At 59.9% G+C, this 22,590-nt stretch carries 17 protein-coding genes and 3 tRNA genes; 1 reads left to right on the forward strand and 19 read right to left on the reverse strand.

Annotated elements, in window-relative coordinates; translation table 11 throughout:
* Positions 1–29 precede the first annotated feature (29 nt).
* The 16 genes from BT122_RS04025 to BT122_RS04100 form a co-directional block, all read right to left on the reverse strand.
* Entirely contained in the window at positions 30–2,411 is a 2,382-nt protein-coding gene (locus BT122_RS04025) for a serine/threonine-protein kinase (protein WP_072354708.1), read from the reverse strand.
* Positions 2,412–2,501: 90 nt separating this feature from the next.
* Complete coding sequence (locus BT122_RS04030; RefSeq protein WP_072354709.1) at positions 2,502–4,826, reverse strand: serine/threonine protein kinase; 2,325 nt, start codon at positions 4,824–4,826, stop codon at positions 2,502–2,504.
* A gap of 44 nt (positions 4,827–4,870) precedes the next feature.
* Positions 4,871–5,719, reverse strand: a complete 849-nt coding sequence (locus BT122_RS04035; RefSeq protein ID WP_072354710.1) for a PP2C family protein-serine/threonine phosphatase — start codon at positions 5,717–5,719, stop codon at positions 4,871–4,873.
* A gap of 54 nt (positions 5,720–5,773) precedes the next feature.
* Positions 5,774–6,109, reverse strand: coding sequence for a DUF4176 domain-containing protein (locus BT122_RS04040; protein WP_072354711.1), 336 nt, complete (start codon positions 6,107–6,109; stop codon positions 5,774–5,776).
* 44 nt (positions 6,110–6,153) lie between these two features.
* Positions 6,154–7,338, reverse strand: a complete 1,185-nt coding sequence (locus BT122_RS04045) for a hypothetical protein (protein ID WP_072354712.1) — start codon at positions 7,336–7,338, stop codon at positions 6,154–6,156.
* 11 nt (positions 7,339–7,349) lie between these two features.
* A complete protein-coding gene (locus BT122_RS04050; RefSeq protein WP_072354713.1) occupies positions 7,350–7,745 on the reverse strand; it encodes a hypothetical protein in 396 nt (131 codons plus the stop codon).
* A gap of 17 nt (positions 7,746–7,762) precedes the next feature.
* The gene (locus BT122_RS04055) at positions 7,763–8,059 is read right to left on the reverse strand and encodes a WXG100 family type VII secretion target (protein ID WP_072354714.1); all 297 of its coding nucleotides are present in this window, start codon (positions 8,057–8,059) and stop codon (positions 7,763–7,765) included.
* Positions 8,060–8,061: 2 nt separating this feature from the next.
* Positions 8,062–8,379: a hypothetical protein gene (locus BT122_RS04060; protein ID WP_059054402.1), complete on the reverse strand. Its 318-nt coding sequence runs from the start codon at positions 8,377–8,379 to the stop codon at positions 8,062–8,064.
* Position 8,380: 1 nt separating this feature from the next.
* Positions 8,381–8,890: a hypothetical protein gene (locus BT122_RS04065; protein WP_072354715.1), complete on the reverse strand. Its 510-nt coding sequence runs from the start codon at positions 8,888–8,890 to the stop codon at positions 8,381–8,383.
* Between the two features lie 31 nt (positions 8,891–8,921).
* The gene (locus BT122_RS04070; protein ID WP_059054406.1) at positions 8,922–9,188 is read right to left on the reverse strand and encodes an EsaB/YukD family protein; all 267 of its coding nucleotides are present in this window, start codon (positions 9,186–9,188) and stop codon (positions 8,922–8,924) included.
* On the reverse strand, positions 9,185–13,840 hold the full coding sequence (essC, locus tag BT122_RS04075) for a type VII secretion protein EssC (RefSeq protein WP_072354716.1): 4,656 nt from the start codon (positions 13,838–13,840) through the stop codon (positions 9,185–9,187). The genes BT122_RS04070 and essC overlap by 4 nt, the downstream gene beginning before the upstream one ends.
* Before the next feature lie 189 nt (positions 13,841–14,029).
* Positions 14,030–14,104, reverse strand: a tRNA-Val gene (locus BT122_RS04080).
* A gap of 50 nt (positions 14,105–14,154) precedes the next feature.
* On the reverse strand, positions 14,155–16,125 hold the full coding sequence (locus tag BT122_RS04085) for an acyltransferase family protein (protein WP_286130310.1): 1,971 nt from the start codon (positions 16,123–16,125) through the stop codon (positions 14,155–14,157).
* Positions 16,126–16,275: 150 nt separating this feature from the next.
* Entirely contained in the window at positions 16,276–16,650 is a 375-nt protein-coding gene (locus tag BT122_RS04090) for a hypothetical protein (protein WP_072354718.1), read from the reverse strand.
* Between the two features lie 151 nt (positions 16,651–16,801).
* Positions 16,802–16,877: transfer RNA gene (locus BT122_RS04095), tRNA-Ile, on the reverse strand.
* 42 nt (positions 16,878–16,919) lie between these two features.
* Positions 16,920–16,995, reverse strand: a tRNA-Ala gene (locus BT122_RS04100).
* 329 nt (positions 16,996–17,324) lie between these two features.
* On the opposite strand from BT122_RS04100, the gene BT122_RS04105 reads away from it, so the two are divergent.
* Positions 17,325–18,161 (forward strand): alpha/beta fold hydrolase, encoded by an 837-nt coding sequence (locus tag BT122_RS04105; RefSeq protein ID WP_072354719.1) that lies wholly within the window; start codon positions 17,325–17,327, stop codon positions 18,159–18,161.
* Between the two features lie 408 nt (positions 18,162–18,569).
* Here the strand turns inward: BT122_RS04105 and BT122_RS04110 are convergent, their stop codons facing one another.
* From BT122_RS04110 to ispG, 3 genes are all read right to left on the reverse strand, one after another.
* Entirely contained in the window at positions 18,570–19,601 is a 1,032-nt protein-coding gene (locus tag BT122_RS04110) for an alpha-hydroxy-acid oxidizing protein (RefSeq protein ID WP_353612545.1), read from the reverse strand.
* A 103-nt stretch (positions 19,602–19,704) separates the two neighbouring features.
* The gene (locus BT122_RS04115; RefSeq protein ID WP_218161958.1) at positions 19,705–21,402 is read right to left on the reverse strand and encodes a proline--tRNA ligase; all 1,698 of its coding nucleotides are present in this window, start codon (positions 21,400–21,402) and stop codon (positions 19,705–19,707) included.
* A gap of 93 nt (positions 21,403–21,495) precedes the next feature.
* Positions 21,496–22,590 (reverse strand): flavodoxin-dependent (E)-4-hydroxy-3-methylbut-2-enyl-diphosphate synthase, encoded by a 1,095-nt coding sequence (gene ispG, locus BT122_RS04120; protein ID WP_072354721.1) that lies wholly within the window; start codon positions 22,588–22,590, stop codon positions 21,496–21,498.

The following is a 22,590-nucleotide window of genomic DNA, read 5'->3' on the forward strand; positions in this document are numbered from 1 at the left end:
TCCGGTCGCCAGCCCCTGCCGTTAGTCCTTTAGTCCTTGCCTTTTAGGCTCTTTAGCAGATTGTTAGTCTGTGCAGCCTTCACGTGCCCGTCCCCGTCAATCGTGACGACCCAATCTCCCATAACTGCCGCATCGGCGATGCCGGAAAGGCCGAGGTCCAAAGTGTTGAGCTGATTATCTTTATCCAGGATCAGCGCGCCGCCACTGGATGTGACGCCAAGGAAAGTGGTTGCATCGCAGCTGATCTTTCTGATATCGCTCCATCCAGAGAGCTCTTTGACGATTTGCTGGTTTTCATCGTTATATGTCGCGGCATGCACCGTTCCATCCGAGCCGACGGCGGCATAGATGGAACGCTCATCGACGCACTGCACGATGCCCGACCATGAGCGTATGGCATCGCCGCAGGCGTCGCCCTGCCCGTAAGTGCTCCAGCAGGTGCCGTCTTGCATGAGGATGATGTCCGGGCTGAACCCGTAGGTGGTGGGGAAGGCCTTCGCCGGCTCGTAAGAAAAGAGTGAGCCACCAGGATTTGTCAGACCCCATGCGAACGCTGAACCTTTGATCGTGCTCAACCACTCCCCGCCGGCGGTGATGACCTCCACTGTATTGCCTGATACAGAGAAGTCGGAGACTCCGCTCCAGGAGCCGGATGTGTCGGATGAAATATTATCGGCGAGCTCAACCCATGTGGTGACGAAGCCCTCGTCGTCGCGCAGCCCGAGTGCATATGGCACGTCATCGTGCTCTTCATAGTGCTCTCCAAAGCAAACCTTGCGGAGGTCAGTCCATGCTGCTACTTCCTCCAATAGCTCTTGGTCTGCAGCGTCTTCTGTTACAACAAGGGTGCTGCCGTCACGACACCGGAGCACCAATGGGATTGCGTCATCAAATGAACTAATCTTAGTCCCTACAATCTGTGTCGCGGGACTCGAAGTCGCAGGCGAATAATCACAGGCTACCCAAAGGTCGCTGCCACTTGCGTCGTCTGGGAGCGTGATGATTCCAGACGTGGATGCGCTAACTGTTGTGCTAACCGACGTACTTCCGTTCTGTCCAGCAACTGCAGTGCTATCCGACGTACTTCCGTTCTGTCCAGCAACTGCAAATCCCGCAAACGCAGCTGCAGCAGCTGCTGTGCCTCCGATGATGAAGGCCCTCCTGGAGATTCCGGTACCCTCGTTTCCCTGCGCGCCCGCCTTCGGCTCCGGGACAGGGGGAGCGGGCTCCGGGGGCTCCTCGTTCCGGGGCGACTGCTTGGGGTGAGCCTGGGGGGCGCCGGTCTCCAACTTGCCTGCCGGCTTAGCCTCCCTGCCGGGAGTGTGCCCGGAGGGACCTACCACCGTGGGGCCGGCCTCAAGAGGGACGGCTACAGGAGTCGAGCCGTTGCCATGGTCCTTGCCGATGGTCTCTCCTCCGGCGTCGACCCAGTTGTTCTCCTCGGTGACGGTCTCTCTCCCGCCATGGATGACAGGCTCGGTTATATTCGGCGCGGGAGCGGGAATCCGTCTTCCTTCTAGGAATGCATCCAGTTCCTTGACCAGTTCCGCGGCTGACTGGTAGCGGTCTCCCGGCCTGTAGGCGCACGCCTTGAAGACGATTGACACAAGAGCGTCACTCCCGGTTGCGGGTCGGGGGAAGGGGTCCCCCGAGAGCTTTCTCGCCTCCGCTTTGGCCATGTCATTCACGGAGAGTCTTCCTTCAGGCAGAAAGGGAAGCCGGTAGGCGTTGAGTGTCCAGTACATGACGAGGCCGAGGGAGTAGATATCGACGGTCCTCCCATATCGCTCGTGCTTCAGGATCTCGGGAGCCATGTACGTCTCGGTGCCTGCCACGGTCGCGGTACGGGTGCCCTCCATGGTCCTGGCCACTCCGAAGTCACCCAGTTTGAAGTTGCCGTAGTCGTCCACCATGATGTTCTGGGGCTTCACGTCGCGGTGGACGATATCTTTCTTCTCGCAGGCGGCGAGGGCGGTCGCGATATCAAGGCCGAGCTTTGCCACCTCTCGGTCCGAGAGCTTGCGGTTCCCAATCCATTTCTGGAGGGGCGTGAGGAGCTCCATACGAATGAAGATGTCCCAGCCCGGGTCCGTCTCATGCCTCACGGCCTCCATGTCCTGGCAGGCAACGATGTTGGGGTGGCTGCCTAGCCCCTGGACAAGCTGGTATTCCTTCGCGAATGAGCGCGCCTGCTCGGCATAGGTCTGCGCGAGAGTGTCGCCGTCGTACCCCATGCTGTAGATGTCGTCATCCGGCTCTGGGGGAACGGAGATGACCTTGAGGGCGGCTCTGGTCTTTGTCCCCAACTGGTCCCGCTCGATCTCCCAGACGCTGCCGTACGAGCCGTGGCCAAGGCGACGGACCGCATGCCATCCGGGCCAGGGGATCTGGACGTCAAGTGTTTCTGCCATGGAATCTCTTCTCGCTTAACTGAAATCATCATTGGAAATCGTTCAAGGATTGATAACTAGTCGAAGGCACCAAGAGCCGTGTGCTGGCGTTCACTGTTGACTCGAGGCGGCTCTTTCTGCCACTTGCGTATCCTTATGGATGTACCGGTAGATCGCAAAGGCGGAAATGCCCGTAATGATGGCAAAAAGCATTGCCGAGCCCGTTAGTTGGTCCCAGTACCCTTGAGCAGAGAACCCTCCGACGTAGAATTGAAGGGTGTCATATGCATACATAACTGCGTTTACTGCGCTGTACGCCAGGACCCCAGTCTCAAGCAACGGAACCAGACTGCTTGCCTTTTCCTCGGAACCCGAGCGGAGGGCTACCGGCAGGCAAACGACGAGCAGGACGATTGCCGCTATGAGATTCACGATGGTCGAGTAGTACGTAACGATTACAACGAAGCTATCGACGACGTTTGACACAAGGATAATTATGCATAGCTGCGCATATATACGTGATTGCGCGTCTCGGTGCAGACAGAACCAGATGGTGGGGATTACTTCCACAACTGCGGTAATCGCGTAAGAAATGACATATGGCTCAACGTGACCAAAGGAATAATTGCTCATATAGATCCAGGTCAAACCAATAGCAGCTGGTATGCCATTTACGCCGCCAAGCCCAAATAGCCCTAGCACGATTGCCTTGGATGAAGTAAAGCCGTGATCGGAATCTCCCCCAATGGGTAATGGGCTGATGCGGGTGAAAGTAGCCTTAAGCTTTCCGGCGTTCTTTGTTAACCAAAACGAGGAGGCGATGATGACCAGCACGTAAGGGATGAACTCAGATGAGTTATAACGTACGTAAGAAGACAAAGAAGCTATTCCCATTAGCACCCGGTCAATAATAAAACTCGGAACTAGATTGAGAAGAAGAAGAGTCCAGCTTTCAAGGCCGATCCCAATTACAAGCGACGAGAGATAAACGTCGCCGAGAGCGTTGTCTCGCCGCAAGACCCTGCGTAACACGAAATACGCCGCAACGCAGACTGCAACGACAAACAGAAACTCAATTAGATATATGACTATCGAGGAACTCAAAGATACGTCCTCGCCGTATTTCAACGTGCTAGCAGATTGTACATCCACCCCCATCAGACACCGAAGAAGAGGCGACAAAAGCTGGAACAGCGTACTAGCCGCAAACTTTCCCAAGAACATTGCTGTGCACGCAACAAGCAGGGAGCGCACGTCGAAGTACCAATGCGCCCCCACGCCCATTGCCTTCACCTCACCCAGGCTCTGGGGTGTGCCACCGTTGACATTCGCTGGTTTGCCAAACAGAGGTTCCACCGGATTTGCTATCGTTGGACCAGCATCTATAGGGGGAGCGCCCAAACCCGCGCCGGTGCCATAGCCCTTTCCGACGGTCTCGCCACCGAGGTCATTCCAGTCGTTCTCGTCAACGGCGGAATGTGGGCTATCGGGCGCAACCGGCTCGGGCACCATCGGCTCGGGGGCGGGGATCCGCCTTCCTGCCAGGAACGCATCCAGGCCCTCGACCATCTCCGCGGCTGACTGGTAGCGGTCATCCGGCCTGTAGGCGCAGGCCTTGAGGACTATGCGTGCGAGCTCGGGCGGGCAGCCGTCGGGGGCGGGGATCGGCTCGCCCTGGAGCCTCATGGCCTCCGCGCGCGCCGCGTCGCCCGGGGCGATGCTCCCGGCCGGCATGAACGGCCCGCGGTACCCGTCGAGCATCCACCACATCACGAGGCCGAGGGAGTAGATGTCGACCGTCTGGTTGTAGCGCCCGTGTCTCTCCACCTCGGGCGCCATGAAGCTTTGAGTGCCTGCCACGGTCGCGGTGCGCGTGCCCTCAAGGGTGCGGGCGACGCCGAAGTCGCCGAGCTTGAAGTCGCCGTAGCCGTCCACCATGATGTTGGCGGGCTTCACGTCGCGGTGGACCACCCCCCTCTTCTCGCACGCCTCCAGGGCCCTGGCGATGTCGCGGCCGACCCTCGCCGCGAGGCGCGGGTCGGCGTCCCTGCCCCTAAGCCATCTCGGGAGGGGCGTGAGGAGCTCCATGCGGATGAGGACGTCGCATCCTGGGTCCCCGGCGTGAGACACCTTGGCCACGTCACGGCAGGCGACCACGTTGGGATGAGAGAGCGACGCCATGAGCTGGTACTCGCGCAGGACCTGGTCGGCCTGTTTGCCGTAGCTCTCCGAGAGGGTGCCCTCGTCGTAGCCAAGGCCGAGCGAACCGTCCCAGTCGCCCTCCGGGGGAATGCTCACGACCTTCAGGGCGCATCTCTCGGGCTCGCCGGCCACATTGCGCTCGATCTCCCACACGCTTCCGTAGGAGCCGCGGCCGAGACGGCGAACCAATTGCCAATCCGGCCAGGGGATGATGATGTCTGGGGTGTCGGGCATGGTCCTGCTCCTCTTAAGATAAACGAAGTAATAAAATGTGGCGATTAGCCGGCGAAGATGACAAGCGTGGTGATGTTGTCTCTGCCGCCAGCCTCAAGTGCAGAGCGGATAAGCTTGCGAACGCACTCCTCGGGACTCTTTCCCTCGTCTAGAATCTCGCAGATGCGGTCTTCCTGAACCATGTCAGTCAGTCCGTCGCTGCAGACGAGGTAGACGTCTCCCCTCTTCACGGTTCTCCTGCTTACCGAGGGTTCGAGATTGAAGACTTCTGGATTGATGCCCAGGTACTGCGTGAGCATGGGCTTCCTGTCCACGATGCCCACAGCCCGCATCTCTTCCTCGTCGGTATGGTCAACAGAGAGCTGCCGCATATTCCCATTGCGAACGCGGAAGACTCGGCTGTCACCTAGGTTTACGGTCCACACGTATCCGCTTAGGAAGTAGAGCATTGCAAGGGTGGAACCCATCTGCTCAGAGCCAAGGTTGAAGGCCGTGTGGTAAACCTCTTGGTTAATCAAGAGGCACAAGGCAGCAAGGCTATTCTCGACCCCATCAAGCTCGTCATCTGCGATCTTATCGCGATCGACCAACCAGTCATGCACTATATGTGCGGCCTTCTCGGAAGCGACCTCGCCGTAGTCGCCGCCGCCCATGCCATCGAAAACACCAAAGAGACGTGGGAAGCCCGTCTCCCAGTCCACGCCACCCACTCGCATGGTAAGCACCTCGTCGCCCAAAGACTTCACGTTATTTGGGTCTTGGAGGTAGTCACCATCGAAGCAGAAGTTGTCTTCGTTCTTTGGGCGTCTCTTCCCCGTATTACATCCACAGGCGCAGTAGAGGGGGACTGGCAGTCTACCAACCGCAGCGTCAATGAAATTCATGATGCCCATAGTGCCGGATCCCCCTCTGTTCGTGGGCGCAGGAAGACAAGGATGGTGTTACTGCTAGTCTTCATTCTGCGCCACGGTGGCGTCCTGAGCGGTGAGCTCACCGGCTGCCGCAAGCTCTTCGGTGTGGCGAGCTTCCACGAACTTCAGGAGCTTTTCGTAGGGCTCGAAGGACTCGTCCTTGTAACCTTCGAAAATGACATGGTCGATGTCAGTCATCTGGAAGCCAAGCTGCGACATTAGGCTTACGCTCCCCGCGGGATAGGGAACGCCCAGATAGTCTGCGAACGCATCGGGCTGCTGACCAAACTGCTGCATGTACCCGATGATCATCAGTGGCACCTGTCCACCCTCGAGCATGACAACGGAACCGATGGGAAGGATTCTGTTCATGGTTTTCTCCAATGGGAATCTTGGGGACTGATGGGATGCTCCGCTTACTTGCTGAACACTGAATGGAAGAGATTGCCAGCCACATACTTAACCGCATCGACGCCGTCGTCGATGACATCGCCCACGCTGTGGGTCGCGTAGTAGTTCTGGTAATAGCTGTCCGTCTCGCCGGTTATCGCTTCGTGAACCATGTCCATGGAGCTGCCGACCATCTCATAGATGTTGGACACGCCACGCTCTGAATACTCTTCTTTCGCGACGTTCCGGAAGTAGCCGAAGACAGGGTCGGCATTCAGACCCTTCCCATCAGTTGCGTCGCCCATAATGAAGTCCTCGGCTCCCTGACCAACCGTCTCGATGATGTTGCCCGGCACGGCATTCCAGGTCGTTTCAGCTGCTGTCTTGACGACATCACCAAGAGAGCCGCCGTTAGCAATAGTGGTCGCGATGTTAACGGCTCCCGTAGCTGACTCTTTGACAGAGTTCTTGATGACAGATGACTGCTCGCCAGCCAAATCGATCGTGCCGCCGCTCAGCGCTTTTCCTAACTCCGAGATGGCAGAGTCGTTCGATCCCGTGATTCCGCAGTTCTTTGCCCAATCGGATTCAAGAGTCTTGCTTACGACCTTGTTCAGACCCTTGTCTTCGATTTTTTGCAGAACTGTCTTGTAGTCGCCGTTCACGATATCCTGAACGTAACCGACGACTTCATCACTCGAGACACCAAGTGACTTTAAGACCTGCGGGTCGTCACCAGCCAACTTGAGGAACTCCTTGAGAGTGGCGGCCTGGTTCGAGTTAAGGTCGGCACCCTCGATGTAGTTAGCGATGGCGGACATGTTCCCACCAAACGAGTCTTCACCACCGCCCCCCGCGGAGTATCCTCCGCCTCCGGCTGTATAGGCACCTGCCCGTTCGGTGGCCGTGCTTTCGCCCGTGACGGAGCTGATGAGCGACTGCAGGACCGAGCCGACCTCCGAGTACGAGAGGGCTGCGATCTTGGCGGCACTCGAGCCATTGGCGAGCATGCTCAGGATGCTTGAGAACGATTTCTGCGCGCTACCGATTTTACCCGTGAAGTTGCTTGCAAGCCCTTCGCTCCAACTGCCATTCATGAGGTCGAGAATGCTTTTGACCGTCTGGAATGTATCGTCGTACTGCTGCTGAAGGTTGGCAATCTCCGTCGCCTGTTCCTGGAGCGACATCTGAGAGAATTTGACCTCTGACATGATTGCGCTCCTTAGTACAAGATCGTATTGCTGAAGTCAGCAATGCTGGGAGTATCCACCGTGGATGTCCCCTCGATTGCGGGAACAGCATTCACGATTGTGGCAATGACGTCGTCGAGGTTGCCCTGCTGCTGGATGTAGCGCTGCTCTGCCTCATCGGCAAGGTCCGAGGACTGCTTGACCGCGTTGTAGAAGGCCTCGGCATTGGACTGCAGCGTCGTAGCAAGCATGCGGTTCTCAAGGGTGTACTGGTTGATCCTGGTTCTCTCCGAGCAGTACCAGTCGTTATGCACCGTAATGGCGTTGAGCTGCGCCTCTGCATCGGTCAGCGAGTCATTGAGCTGGCTTGCCGTCTGGGCAAGCGACCTCAGCTCCTCGGTATCGATATTGAATGTCACACCTGCCATGCTGTCTCATCCCCTTCCTAGAAGGCGTTCCGGATCATCTGTGCGCACTGCTGATCGAGATTCTGGAAGTTGCTCTCGACAGATCCTGCATACTGCTTGAACGCATCGAGCACATCGACCATCTGGTTGGCCTGCTTCATGTACTGGGACATGACTTCGGTGTAGGCGTTGGCGGCCTGACCGCCCCAGCTATCGCCGATGCCCTGCACGACAGAGCCCAGATTGCTATTGAGGGACGAATAGGACTCGATGGCGCTGTTCATCCTGTTGACAGCATCGGTGAGCCCCTCGAAATCAATGGTGATCCTGGACATTGCTAGACGCTCCCTCCCTGGATCTTCTGCGCGAGCTGCGCATCCATCTCGGTGTACTTCCAGACGGTCTGGCTGATGAGGTTCTGGGCAGCCGTGAGGTGGGAGTTCAGATTGGAGATCTGTTTCTCGAGCCTCTCGCACTGCTCGACGATGGCCGTCGGAATGCTCCCCTGCATGTCTGCAGCCCCATTCTTGAGCCTCGCGATTGCATCCTGTGCATCCGTGAGCTCTTGCATCGCCGTCTTGATTTTTGCGATGTCCGATGCCGCGGCATCGCTGTTGATCATGACGGCGCCACTCTCGTTCGTCAGGTTCGGCATGCTATGCAGCTCCCTTCAGTAACGCGACGGCCTGGGCGCATGCTTTGGCGTCCAGAAGCTCGTCTTCTCCGTATTCCTTGCGGCTGTATCCTGTCCGGACATCCGCCAGCTGGATCACTGCGGCATCCCCGCCTGCCAGAAGCGCGTAGATGTCCTGGTCGCTCACCTCATGGAAGGCGATTGTCCCGCCATCGAGCGTGCCCTCTACGGCGCGCCCATCCTCCAGATGGAAGGTGTGGACGGCCTCCCCGATTCGCAGACGTGCCTCCCTGCCAGAGAAGAGCACCGGATGGAGAAAATCTGCCACCTCCGGCATGACCTCGGCATCGCCGGAGAAGTCGGTCTCGATGAGTCCCTCGTCCTCAAGAAGCTCCATGGTCTCTTGCTCGCGTATGGCCGGACGCTTCGTGATGTCCGGCATGGCGGCGATGTAGCCATAGTCGATGTAGCGAGCGCCCAAGAGCTTTCCAAGGAAGTAGAGCTCCATCGGGGTTATCGTAAGGTCTCTCATGGCACCACCTTCCTTCCTCATGCCTGTAGTCCTACTTGTATGTGCCGTTGATAACCAGACGGTCCCCGCTCCAGACCCCTGCATCTGCCAGCGTCTCCCCATCTGTCAACACACGGTTGAGACGCTGACAAAAGAGCTGGTATGGTGGGCCAAACTTGATACGAGTTGGGTCGTAAGCCTTGAGTACCTGCGCAATGTCACTCGCTAAGGATCGAGAGTCCTCGCCAGTTGGCAGTTCCAGGTCATAGTCAAAGTTCTTCATGGTGTCAGAGACCGTGACGATCACAAAATCCCTCATAGTGCGCCCCCTCTCTTAAAGAGGGTCACACGGTTGTCGACCACGAGTGCGCTCTCGTTATCATCGAGGTATGCAATGCCGCAGGGGTCATCTGGTGAAATGTGCAGGAAGTGGTAGTCGCCAACTGCCCCGCCCGAGACGATTGCCGCCCCGGCATTCACGGCAAGGTCCGTGACAAGGTCGAACTCATCACCGACGAGCTGGTCTCGGGCTGCAGAGGCTATGGCGACGAGCCCAAATTGGCCTCCCTTTGAGAGAATCTTGCGTAGTGTCCTCTGGCCGGCAGGGGTAAGGGCGCCCGCTACCGTTGGTAGGCCATCGATAACCAGGCACTCCTGCTGGAGGCCCGAGAGCCAGGACTTCTCGTCAAAGCCCGGCTCCGTCTGGCGAGCCCTGCGGTCTTTGAGCCGGTCGTTGAGGAGGTTCGCGACTGATTGAACGGCCTGCTCGGCATCTTGCGGGGCAAGGCGAATGACCCCGTTATCCTGACGCGATGACAGCAAATCAGCCAACGAGTCGAACAGCTGGCGCAGGTGGCTCTCGTCGCTTCCGGATACAAGTACAAGGGGATTGGCGGTCAGATCCAGGACTGCGGGCTCGAAGTCCTCAGAGCGCGTGCCCAGAGGAAGCTGCGTCCGTATTGCATAGATGCCAGGCGCCGTGGCAGGCATTGCGACATCTGCGGCGGATTGTCTCTGCCACTTCTGCGGGGCTTGGCCGGGCGCCTGAGAAGAGGCGGCTGCCGCGGCTTGCGCGTTCTTTTCCTTCTCTGCAGAAATCTGCTGCCATGCCTCGGTCATCTTGTGGCACATCTCCAGGACCGTTGCGTGGCGGTCCTGCTCCTCCTCGCCCTCGGCATACATGGCGGTGTGGAAGGCGACAGGAGGGTTGCCCTTCATGAGCGCGCGGCCGGGGCAGTTGGGCAGGCTTATGCCCGAGGTGGGGCCAACTAGCGAGGTGTAGTCGCCCTTGTCGGACATCTGCAGGCACACACAGCCCTTGACTAGCTGCTGGAACTTAAAGCTCAGGCCCATCGGGGAGGTGTTGGTATAGACCATGTGGATGCCATACGGAGCGCCAGAGCCGGCTATGTCGGACATCACGTCAGTGAACTCAGGTGACGTCTCGAAGAGCGGGCCGAGCTGGTCTACGAGTATCACGATGGCAGGAAGCGTGGGCGAGACCGTCTCGTGGTAGGCGCGCAGCGAGTTGACTGCATGAGCCAGGAAGGCCTTCTTGCGGGTTGCGAGCTCACGGCGCATGCGCATCACGAAGGAGGCAACATTGTCCTCGTCCTGATTGAGCGTCACATGGGCAACGTGTGGCATGCCCGAGAACTCGCTGAGCGACCAGCTTCCGGCGTCCACAATCTCCATGCGCACCTCGTCAGGCCCGAAGTGCTCGGCCAGGGAGCAGATGATGCTCTTGAGGAAGGTCGTCTTGCCTGATCCGGGCGATCCATATACCGCGTAGTGGCCAACGTTGTCGAAGTCCAGCACCTGCGTGCCCTGCAGCTGCTGCGCAGGGACGTCGAAGGTGCCGATGGGGATGGCAAGCCTGTCCTGGTGGGCTGGCCATGTAGTGCCATCGTAGACCTGGGCGCCAGCGACGTCTGCCATGGGGATGAGGTGCGGCAGCTCGGGCAGCCACGGGCCAGCCATCTTCTCCAATCCAAGCTGGCTGCACACGTCGTTGATGTGCCGCACGATCACGGCGAGCTCATCCTCGCCAGTGGCCTTGCGCTTGGCGTTCTTGACGGGCGTGATGCGGTTGCCGGTGGGCTCCACAATGCGCACCTGGTTCTCGCCCTGGAAGCCATGCTGGGTACCGCCGGTGTACTCCGCCGCGCTGTAGAAGGATTGGAAGAGGTCGAAGAACTCGTCCTCCCCCACTCGGATGTATGCACGGCCGGACTGTGTGATGCGTGCGGCATCGGAGCGCTTGATCATCTCGCGGCTGTCCGCCACGTCCTGCACCTTCATGCAGATGCGGAAGCGAGAGTTGGCGTTGATCTGGTCGTTGACCACGCCGGCGGGCTTCTGCGTTGCGAGGAGCATATGGACGCCTAGCGTACGGCCGATGGTCGCCACGGAGTTGAGCTCTTTCATGAAGTCGGGCTCCTCCTTCTTGAGCTCGGCGAACTCGTCCGTGACAAGGATGAGGTGCGGCAGGCGAACCTTGGCGGTTCCATCCCGGAAGGCCTTCTGGTACTTGTTGATGTTGTTGACGCCTACCTCGGCAAAGAGCCTCTGGCGGCGCTTGAGCTCGCTCTTGAGTGCCACGAGCGAGCGACCGATGTTGCGGTCGATGTTGGTAATCTTGCCCACCACGTGCGGCAGAGGCGCCATGAGGTCTGACATGCCGCCGCCCTTGTAGTCGATGATCACGAAGTTCACGTCATATGGCGAGAAGTTCACGCACATCGAGAGAATCCAGGTCTGAAGAAGCTCCGACTTGCCCGAGCCCGTAGTGCCGGCGAGAAGACCGTGGGGGCCATGCGACTTGTCGCCGTCCTTGACGTCCAGCGAGAAGATCTTGCCTCCGCGCATGACTCCGATGGGTGCCGCCAGCGTGCGCCAAGGTTCGCTGGACTCCCAGCGCTCGCGGATGTTCAGCTCTTCTGGTGTGCGAACGCCATAGCCCTGGAGGAAGGTGACGGACGAGGGAATCTCGGCCTCGGCGGCACTGCCGGAGAGCTCGACTGCGGCAAGGCGTCGTGCGTACGCGTCGAGGTCCCTCGTATGCACGTGCTCATCCTGCTCGAAGAAGATGCGCTTGTCGAACTCGTCCTTCTTGAAGACGCAAGGCCGCCCACGCATGTCCACGATGTACTGGCAGCCTTGGGGAAGCTGGTACTCATCCTGGGCGAGAAGGATCGTCGTGCAGCCAAGCGACGGGTTGTTCGAAGTGAGCACGTCGTAGACAGGTTCGCGTCGCATGGCATCGGGGTTGTCCACGATAACGACGAAGTGCGGTATGACCGGAGGGTCGTCGGGACCGTGCTTCTTCGCCACGGGGGCGCCAGTGCTGTCCTCGCTCGTGAGTCCGCGCTTGCGGATGACGTCTGAGAGGATGTCGCAGATGGTGTGGGCGCGCTTCTCGTTGAAGGCGGTGAAACGCACCTGTCCGCTCTCGTCCCAGGTGTGAGGGAGCCAGCGAAGCGCTGCCCAGAACTTGCGGGACTCTGGCGAGAAGAAGCACACCAGACGGACGTCCGATGCGCTGTGCTCGCTTGTAAGCTCGACGAGGAGCGCCCTCAGCTCGTAGGTGACAACATCGGTTGGCCCTATGATGCCGACCGTCTGGATCTGCTCGAGCGGAAGCTCCACGGGGATGTCGTCAACGTAGCGGGTCTCCTCGATTATCTGCGTGGTGAGCGCTTCGAGCTCCTCGTCCGGCTCCATCTGGTAGCCATCCTCGCTCGTGCGAGCACGCACCTGCGCGCAGAGGAGGTCGCGGCCAATTCCCAGACGAAGGTTGAGGAAGTCGCTGTCTACCGGCTGGCGCTCCCAGAGGTTGCGCTTGAGCTTGAGCACCGACTCGATGCAGGCCGTGGGAGCGAGGTTCTCTTGGAGCATGATGCGACGCTGGACGTCCGCGATCTTGCCAATGCGGGCCTTCTCGTTTGCGATGTAGGCCTGGTAGGTCTGCTCACGGAGCTTCATGTACTCCTCAATCTGCTCCTTTTCCTCCTTGCTCATCTTCTTGGACATGATCATGCTCGCGGCAGGAGAGATCATGTACGCCATGCGAGGAAGGAGCGAGATTGGGTTGAGTGCGCCGCCTGCCAGGCCTGTGGCCATCATGACACCGCTGCTGAGGAGGTACATCCAGTTCATGCCCTGCCTGGCCGAGGGAGACATGGAGGCGGGAGGGCTTGAGAGCACGATGGTGTCGGTGGGGAGCATCTCGCGGATTCGCGGAGAGAGATGGTAGACGAGCGATTTTGGGAATCCGTTTGCCTGGAGTTCCTGCGGGATGAGCTTTGGCTCGAGGAGGTTGATAGGCTGGAGAAGCCCGGGGGCTACCGTGAGTGCGCTCCCCATGTTGTGGAAGTGAAGCGCGCCGCTCTCGAGCGTGAAGCGGAAGGTGAAGATGGAGAGAACGTCACCGCTCTTCATGACGGTCTTGGTGATGCGCAGGCCGTTCATGTACGTGTGGTTCGTGCTCTCCAGGTCTTCGATGTGAGGCTTGCCGCTGGTGCAGACAATACGCAGGTGGTGACCAGAGACGATTGGGTACTTGAGGACGACGTCATTGTCGCTTGCGCGTCCGACGTTAATCGTTCCCTGATATGGCAGGTCGACTGCGACGGTGTCCTCTCCACAAATTCGAGATATGTAGAGCTGCGCCGTGCTAAACGTGTCATCCACAGCGATCTCCGGGATTTCTCCCAGGGGGCTAGTTGTGTCGATGGGAATGTAAGTGAGCTCGTTTAGGGTAACGGCGAGCCTGCTTGTTGCGAGGGGCGCTTTGCACTTGACGTCTATGCGGTCACTGCCGGCGGTGGCCTTAAGGACCATAAAGTGGTCGGCGGAACCAGAGACTTGGATGTCATCCTTCTTGTGCGTGCCAAAGGAAACATCTCCTGGATTATCCAGGAGCGTAAAGTATTCGCGTCCGCGGTACCTAAGCACGACCGAATATGACATCTCGCCACCAAACACAAAGTTAAAGATAACGTCATTTACCTAACAGTGGCTAGTATACGTGTGCACTACATAACAGCAATGTAAAAAGATATATATGCCAGCAGATGGCCGGCAGGCGGCATATCGGTGTTGTAGAGATACTAGATAAGAAAAAAGCCCACGGAAAAATCCGTGGGCTCACAAATTCTATGGTGGGCGATGCTGGATTCGAACCAGCGACCCCATCCGTGTGAAGGATGTGCTCTACCCCTGAGCCAATCGCCCGTGCGAGTTGCTATATTACCAAAACAATCAAGTTTGGCAACCGAGAAATTCTACCTTCCCGTAATTGCCGCGCGAAGCATCAAGACGTAGGCGTCCGCACCCTCGGGACGAAGGTGCGTTCCATCGTCCCAGAAGTACTCGTCGTGCCCGGCACTTGTCTCGTACCAGTCTATGACCTCGCAGTTGTCGTACTTTGCAGCCACCTGCTTGAACAGGGCGTTGTTGATGTCCTGGAGGGCAAGGGGTACGCGGGCGGTCACGAGGTACACGCGTTTGCCGGGGTCCACAGCCTCGATGAGCGCCTTCACCTGGTCCTCGGTGGCCACGCCATTGTCGCCAAGCGACCACACCACAACATCGCCATCATGTCCCGCGGCCACGTCTTGCGCATAGGCATCTGGGCCGTCATAGATCTGGCGACCCACCACGGCATCAATGTAACCGTTGGGGAAAATGGTATTGAACTGGTTGATCGCTCCCGCGGGAACAGAGTCGCCAATGAGAATGACCTTGGCGTCCGTGGCGCCCGTCTCGGCGTCGACGTCGTAGCTCACGTTGTTGATGGACGAGAAGGCACCGTCAAACGCAGTTCCGGCAAAGTACGTGCCAGAGTCGTCGTAGCTCTCGAGGCTCTCAGCCTGCTCGGTAAGAGGCGACTCCTGCCCAGCAGCCATCGCCTGCGGCGTGTTGGCTGTCTCTGCATTGAGCGGGACCAGCAGGAGCACCGCAACCGCCACAATACCAACGCCTTCCATGACTACCCTTGGAAGCGGCTGCGCGAGGATACCGCGCGTTAGCCTTGAATGAGAAACGCCACGCTGCCCACCAGCGGCGCGAGCGCCCACAAACGACGGGACGGCTGGAAGCGGCTGCGCCGGCGCCTTCTCGAGGAAACGATACGAGAGCTCTGAAAGCGCCACAATTGCCGCAAACTCGAGGACCCAGCCCCACCAGGGCAGGGGCGTGGTCTTTGTGGCAGGGTTGAGAATGACAAGCAGCGGGTAGTGCCACAGGTACAGAGCGTAGCCCCGCTTGCCCGCCTCTGCCAGAACGGGAACGCCAAGGGTCCGGCCAACGAGGGTGTGGTCAGGGCGGCACATACATCCAACAAGAAGGGCCGTGAGGACAGCGGCAATAAGAATGCCGCCTCGGTACACAAAGTGGCTATACCCATTGAAGGCAAACATCATGGCAACGATGCCGCAGAGCGACCCAAGCGCAATAACGTCATACACAAATCCCGGCACTCCACGCTCCCGCAGGACCGGCACAAGCCTCTCCAGCCGGATTCCACGCCCACCGGTTGCAATGGCGAGAAGGGCTCCAACCAGAAGCTCGGCGGCACGTGTATCTAACCCGTAGTAGATGCGAGCTGTGTCCGCCGTGGGGTCAAAGAGCACCCACATGGCAACCGAGGAGGCAAGGATGAGCGCACACAATGCGTAGCACGCATGACGACGGGACGGCACAACACGCGAGAGCAACAGCACCACAGGTGGCCACAAGATGTAAAACTGCATGACTACGCCCAGGTACCAGAAGTGCGTGAGCGGCGAGGGCGCACCAGCGGCGGCAAAGTAGGACACCTGGCGCACAATGTAGTAGATGTTCTCGTAGAACAGAAGCGCCGGAACGGCATCGCTCTGAACTTTAGGAAGCAAGTATGGGGCGAGGATGGCCGTGAGGATGACGGTCACGCCAACAACGGCGAGCATCGTAGGCCACAGGCGCACTGCGCGTTTGAGAAGGAGCTTCCCATACTCAATCGAGCCAGTGCGTGCAACCTCACGCTGGATTGAGAGCGTAAAAAGGTAGCCAGTAATTACGAAGAAAACCGTTACGCCAAAGAAACCGCCAGAGAGCCAGGTGGGATTCGCGTGATAGATAACAATACCGAGAATGGCTATGACTCGAAGGCCATCAAGGCCAGCCACACGCCGAGAGCGTACGCGGGTTGCGGGCGACTGCGAACCTCCACCGGTTGCGGGACCCACAGAACCGCCACGCCTGTCTGTTGCCACACTTTCCAAGCCTGTCTACTCCCACACGTTTGCCATCGATAGCCCAGAATCGAACGAACCTATTCTATGGCAAAGCGCAAGGGGGCCTAGGGGTACTTTTAAGGTATGACAACCAACCTTGGGCACACGTGTGAGTCTTGTCGTGCGCGGTTAGACCTTCTCGACGCTCTTCTTCACGGCAGACGTTGCGATGGTAACGAGAAGCGCCAGGAAAAATGCCACGGCACCAACAACGATTGGTGCCACTTGGCCGTTAGCAAACACAACGTCACCAGCGCAGAGCGCACCCGTTGCTACCGTAGCCCCGGCTGAGGGACCCATGAGCTTTGGTGCGTTGGAGGGAACGTTCGCAACCCTCGCTCCTCTTGCCCCCAAGAGCAGAGCGACCACCGAAGCAACCACAACAAAGAGATCGGTGATATCGACGCCGAGAACCGCAAGTATAATTCCCGCAACAACGCAGGCGCACCCTGCAATGAGCGCAACAATGCCAGAGAGCTTGAGCCTCTTTGCTTCCGGAGACATGGACAACCCCTAATCGACGATGCTGGCCACGCCAAAGCGCGGCAACCAAACGGGAGTTGTATACCCATTAGCCAGCCAAGGGTTTCTCGTCACGTCTTTGAGATACGGAAAAGCTCCTCCACCGGCTGAGGGTGGAGGAGCTTGCAAGGCATGGTGGGCCCAGTAGGATTCGAACCTACAACCCAGGGATTATGAGTCCCCTGCGCTAACCGTTGCGCCATGAGCCCGTAAGAAAAAGGGCGACGGCAAACGCCGCCGCCCTGAATGTATGGTGGAGAATAGGGGGTTCGAACCCCTGACCTCGTGACTGCCAGTCACGCGCTCTCCCAACTGAGCTAATTCCCCGTGGGTTGGTGCGGGAATTACTATACCAGACGAGAATTCTGGGTCAACAACTTTTTTTAAAAAGTTGGAACCAAAGCCGGGCCGGTGCCGTGAGTCCACGTTCCCGGGCAGCAGGCCGCCCCCTCCCGCTGCGCATTCACACCCCTCCCGCTGCGCATCCTCTCCACTCGCGCGGAGCACCCGCGCCCCTCTCGCTGAGAATAGCTCCGATTCTTAAACCGCCGCCGCGTTTTCGCAGGTCACCGTAAACGGTTTTAAGAAATGGAGCTAAACTCCGCCAACCGCCTTGGCTGCTAGGATGGAGCCAGCAGGCAAACGAAAGGAGAACCATGAGCGCAGAGCGCACGGAGTCACGCTACGTGACGGTTGAGCCGGATGTCCAAATCCACTTCTGGGATGCAGGCGAGAAGGACGCGCCGGCCCTTGTCTTCATCCCCGGTCTCACCTTCTCGGGCAAGGTCTTCAAGCACCAGCTGGAGCACTTCTCCAAGAGCTACCGCGTGATCCTTGTCGATCCCCGCGGCCAGGGTCTCTCAACCAAGTGCCCGTTTGGCAATGATTACCAGACACACGGCCGTGACCTCATCCGCCTGGTGGAGCACGAGGGCATCGAGAAGCCAACGCTCATCGGCTGGAGCTGCGGGAACCTTGAGGCATGGAGCTACCTCGAGCAGGCGGGCGTCGATTCCGTCTCCGGTTGCGTGACGGTTGACATGTCCCCGCTGCCGCACAACGAGGACCCTAAGGCCTGGACGGAGGGCACGCCGGCTAAGCTTTCGGAGATCATGACGCGCACGCTGAACCACCCGGAGACCGCAGCAGGCTTCTGGGATAGCTACCTGCGCGAGGTCATGTGGCAGGGACCGCTCGCGGACGAGCAGTACGAGTGGTTTATCGACATGTCCAACCAGACGCCCTTCTGGGTCACTCACGAGCTCTTTGGCGACGCGATCCTCTCTGACTACCGAGCGATTGCGCAGGAGGCGTCCGAGAAGATCCCCACGCTCATGTTCATAGCCGAGCACTGGGCAGACGTCGCGGAGCCCTACTGGCACAGCCTTTGCCCCAAGACGCCCACGTATGTGATGGGTGGTCACCTGATGGCCATTCAGTATCCGGACCGCTTCAACCGGCGTCTGGAAACCTTCCTCACAACCGGGGAGTAGACCACAGGGTGAACAAGTACGTGGCGAGAGGGACTTGGCGTCGAAGCCGGGATCCCTCTCGCCTGTGAATTGCCGTTACCACATTCTTGCGCGGAATATAGCTCCTTTTCTTAAACTCACCTCGCGTTTCCACAGGTAGCGGTTTTCGGTTCTAAGAAAAGGAGCTGAACTCCGTGGCTGGCGCGGCTGGCAGCCACGCCAGCCGGTGGCATTACCCGCCGCTTCTCGTTATTGAACGAAATTTCTCGTCAATAGAGCGTTTTCCCAGTTGGGAAGCATTACATCAAGAAATTACGTGCAATAATCCAAACACGAGCCGCATTTGTGCAGGTCACCGGTATTGAAATAAGAAGAGACTCCGAGAAGCACCGACGCAGGGACGTCGTAGCGCGTCGGGCCTCCCGATGCCTACCAGCTCACAAGGTCGTCCGTGATGTCCGAGACGGTCTCGGCGCCGCACATCTCCATCGTGTCCGCAAGTTCGCCTTGCAGCTGGTCGAGAAAGTCCCTCACGCCCTGCTCTCCCCCACCGTACATCGCCACTACAAACGGTCGGCACATGAGGACCGCGTTCGCCCCAAGCGCAAGGGCCCGGAAGACGTCGACGCCGCTCCTGATGCCGCCGTCAACCAGGACGACAAGTTCGTCTCCCTCAGCGCGGGCAATCTCGGGGAGAACCGTCGCCGTGGTCTCAACACCATCCTGCACGCGCCCGCCGTGGTTTGAAACCACAATGCCGTCGGCCCCGGCCTTGAGGGCCTTCTCGGCGCCCCGTTCGGTCATGATTCCCTTGAGGACAAAGGGCGTGTTTGCCGCGTGGCATGCCTTGGCAATCTCACGCAGCTGCGAGACGTCCTTGGCACCTGCTGGCGGCTGCTGCCCCTTGAGGAAGGGAAGCCCCGCACCATCGATATCCATGGCCACGGCAACGGGATGGGCGGTGAACGCAACCTTAAGTTTCTCTCGCACCACGTCCTTGGACCACGGCTTGATGGTGCAGATGCCACAGCCGTCGAGTCCAGAGATGGCGCGGCAGGCGCCCTCATGGAGCGATGCCGCAAGGCCGTCGCCCGTCCACCCCAGCGTACCCGCGGCCGCAGCGGCGTGGAGCATCACATTGTTGTAGGTCTCCATGTCGTACTTGGGGCCGTAGTGGCGGTTCACATCGCCCAGGGGGCCAACCATCACGGGGAGCGAGAGCTTGCGCCCAAAGAGCGTCACGGAGGTGTCCGGAACATACGGCTCGTGGATGGTGTCCATGTGAAGCATCACGGACTGCCAGGCCTCGTAATTGCGGATGGCAACCGTCCCCGTGCCCTTTGCGCCCGGGCCGGGTATGCAATTGCGACAAGCTCTCCCGTCACAGACCGGGCACGCCTTGCAGCTGCCCATCTGTCCCCGAGCGGCTTCAGCCAGTTCTGCGTAGCTCATGCGTCCCATGAAATCCCCCTAAACGAAAAGGGCCACGGAGGTCCCGCGGCCCACAGGTGAACCAATGCCAAACGATACGCGCTGAATGAGACAAAGGGAAACTCCCTTTGTCTCACGCGCGCTCGGAGACGACGCGGGCCGAGAGGAGCGAGGCCACCTCGTCGATGGCAACCTCGGTGCGCTCGCCGGTCGCTCGAACCTTGAGCTCCACGTTGCCGTTCTTGATGGCCTTCTTGCCGCAGACCACCTGGTACGGGAAGCCCATGAGGTCCGCATCGGCAAACTTGACGCCTGGGCGCTCCTTGCGATCGTCCACGATGACCTCGACGCCCGCGGCGAGAAGCTCCTCGGCCACGCGCGAGGCAACGGGCCACACCACGTCGTCGTTCACGTCGAGAGGGACGACCTCGACCTCGTAGGGCGCAACTGCCACGGGAAACGAGATGCCGTGCTCGTCGTGGTGCTGCTCGACCACGGCCGCCAGCATGCGGGAGACGCCGATGCCGTAGCAGCCCATCTGGAAGGGCTTCTCGACGCCGTCGGGGTCGGCGAAGGTGGCACCCATGGTCTCGGAGTACTTGGTGCCCAGCTGGAAGACCTGACCAACCTCAATGCCACGGGCAGCCTTAAGAGGCGCGCCGCACTTGGGGCATATGTCGCCAGCCTTGGCGGTGATGACGTCCACCCAGCGGCCAATCGTGAAGTCGCGGCCCTGCTTAGCATGCACATAGTGGTAGCCCGAATCGTTGGCACCGATGGCCCACCAGGAGGAGTTACGCAGGGACTCGTCGGCGCAGGCGCCAACGCCCTCAGGAAGGTCGATGGGGCCAATGAAGCCCTTGACGAGCCCGTACTGCACAAGCTCCTCGTCGCTCATCATGTGGTAGGCGCCAAAGGCGTGCTCGGCCTTCACGTCGTTCATCTCGTGGTCGCCGGGGACGAAGCACACCCAGGGCTTGCCGTCGCCGTCGACAAGCGCGAGCGCCTTCCTCGTGGCGGCCTCGGGCACCTTGAGAAACGCCGCGAGGTCCGCGATGGTCTCGCAACCAGGGGTCTCGAGCTTCTCGAGGTCACCCTCCTCGCCCTCGACGAGGTTGATGGGGGCCGTGGCGGCCTCGGTGTCTGCCGCAAAGCCGCAGTCGTCGCAGTAGACGATCTCGGCCTCGCCGGCGTCTGCAAGTGCCATGAACTCGACGGAGGTGTCGCCACCAATCTGGCCGGAGTCCGCAACCACGGGGAGCGCGCGCAGCCCCACGCGCTCGCAGATGCGCGCGTAGGCACCCTTCTCGTCGTTGTAGGACTTCTGCATGCCCTCGACGTCGGCGTCGAAGGAGTAGCCGTCCTTCATGATGAACTCACGGCCACGCATGAGGCCAAAGCGGGGACGCAGCTCGTCGCGGAACTTGTCCTGAATCTGGTAAAGCGTCACGGGGAGCTGCTTGTAGGAGCGTAGCTCGTTGCGGACGAGGTCGGTGAAGGACTCCTCGTGCGTGGGGCCAAGGGCAAACTCGCGCTCGTGGCGGTCCTTCAGGCGCATGAGCTCCGGGCCGTAGGCGCTCCAGCGGCCGGACTGGCGCCACAGCTCGCCGTCGGTGAGGATGGGGACGAGCATCTCCTGCGCGCCAATGCCCTCCATCTCGTCGCGAATCACGGCCTCGATCTTCATGAGCGAGCGCCACGCAAGCGGCAGGTAGCTGTAGAGACCAGAGGCGGACTTGCGGATCATTCCCGCACGGAGCAAAAGCCTGTGACTTGCAAGCTCCGCCTCCGCGGGATCCTCCTTGAGCGTAGGCGCATAGAGCCCGGTCATCCTTGCATACGTTCTCACGGTGAAAGTCCTCTCCCCCGGCAAACTGGCCGGGCGTCATGCGCCGAAACCGACGCTATGCAATTCTACGGCCGATTAGGCATCAAGGGCGCCGGGGAAGCGCCGCTCGATCTCGGCCATGAGTTCGTCCACGATCTTGTCAGCAGGAACCTTGCGCAGCGGCTTGCCACCCTCGAAGAGCATGGCCTGCCCGTGACCGCATGCCACGCCAAGGTCTGCATCAGAGGCCTCGCCGGGCCCGTTCACCACGCACCCCATGACAGCAACGGTGATGGGCGCCTTCACGGCAGAGAGGCGCTTGCCCACCTCCTCGGCAATGGGAATCATGTCGACTTGGCAACGGCCGCAGGTGGGACAGCTCACGAGCTCGGGCGAGCGGCGGCGCAAGCCAAGCGCCGAGAGGAGCTCCCAGGCAACCGCGACCTCCTCGACCGGGTCTGCGGTGAGCGAGAGGCGCATGGTGTCGCCAATGCCCTCCTCGAGGAGGATCCCCACGCCCGCGGCGTTCTTGACCGTGCCCTGGCGAAGCGTACCCGCCTCGGTCACGCCCACGTGAAGCGGCACCTCGGGCAGCGCCTTCGAGAGCGCGCGGTAGGTCGCAAGCGTGGTGGGCACACTGTGTGCCTTGGCGGAAAGCACCACGTCGAGAAAGCCACGGTCGCGGAAGTGCTCGACAAACCCCTCGGCAGAGGCAACGAGCTTCTCGGGAAGCGTGAGGTCCTGCCTGGCGGCGACCTTCTCGTCGAGCGAGCCCGCGTTGACGCCAATGCGGATGGGAATGCCCGCCTCGCCGCAGGCATCTATCACAGCGTCCACGCGATCCCAGGAGCCGATGTTGCCCGGATTCACGCGCAGGGCCGCCGCACCGCGGGCAGCAGCACCCAGGGCAAGCCGGTAGTCAAAGTGAATGTCCGCGATCACAGGCAGCGGCGACTCCGCGCAGATGCGCTCGAAGCCATCGAGTGACTCCGCGTTAGGAATCGCCACGCGGATGATCTCACAGCCGGCGTCCGCAAGTCGCCTAATCTGGGCAAGGGTGGCCGCAGCGTCTGCCGTCTTGGTGGTGCACATCGACTGCACCGAGACGGGCGCCCCACCGCCCACGGCGACGTTGCCAACCATGACGCGCCTGGTTAGTTCGCGGGGAAGCTTCTGAGTGCTGGTATCCAT

Source organism: Olsenella sp. kh2p3 (assembly GCA_900119625.1).
Lineage (GTDB): Bacteria > Actinomycetota > Coriobacteriia > Coriobacteriales > Atopobiaceae > Tractidigestivibacter.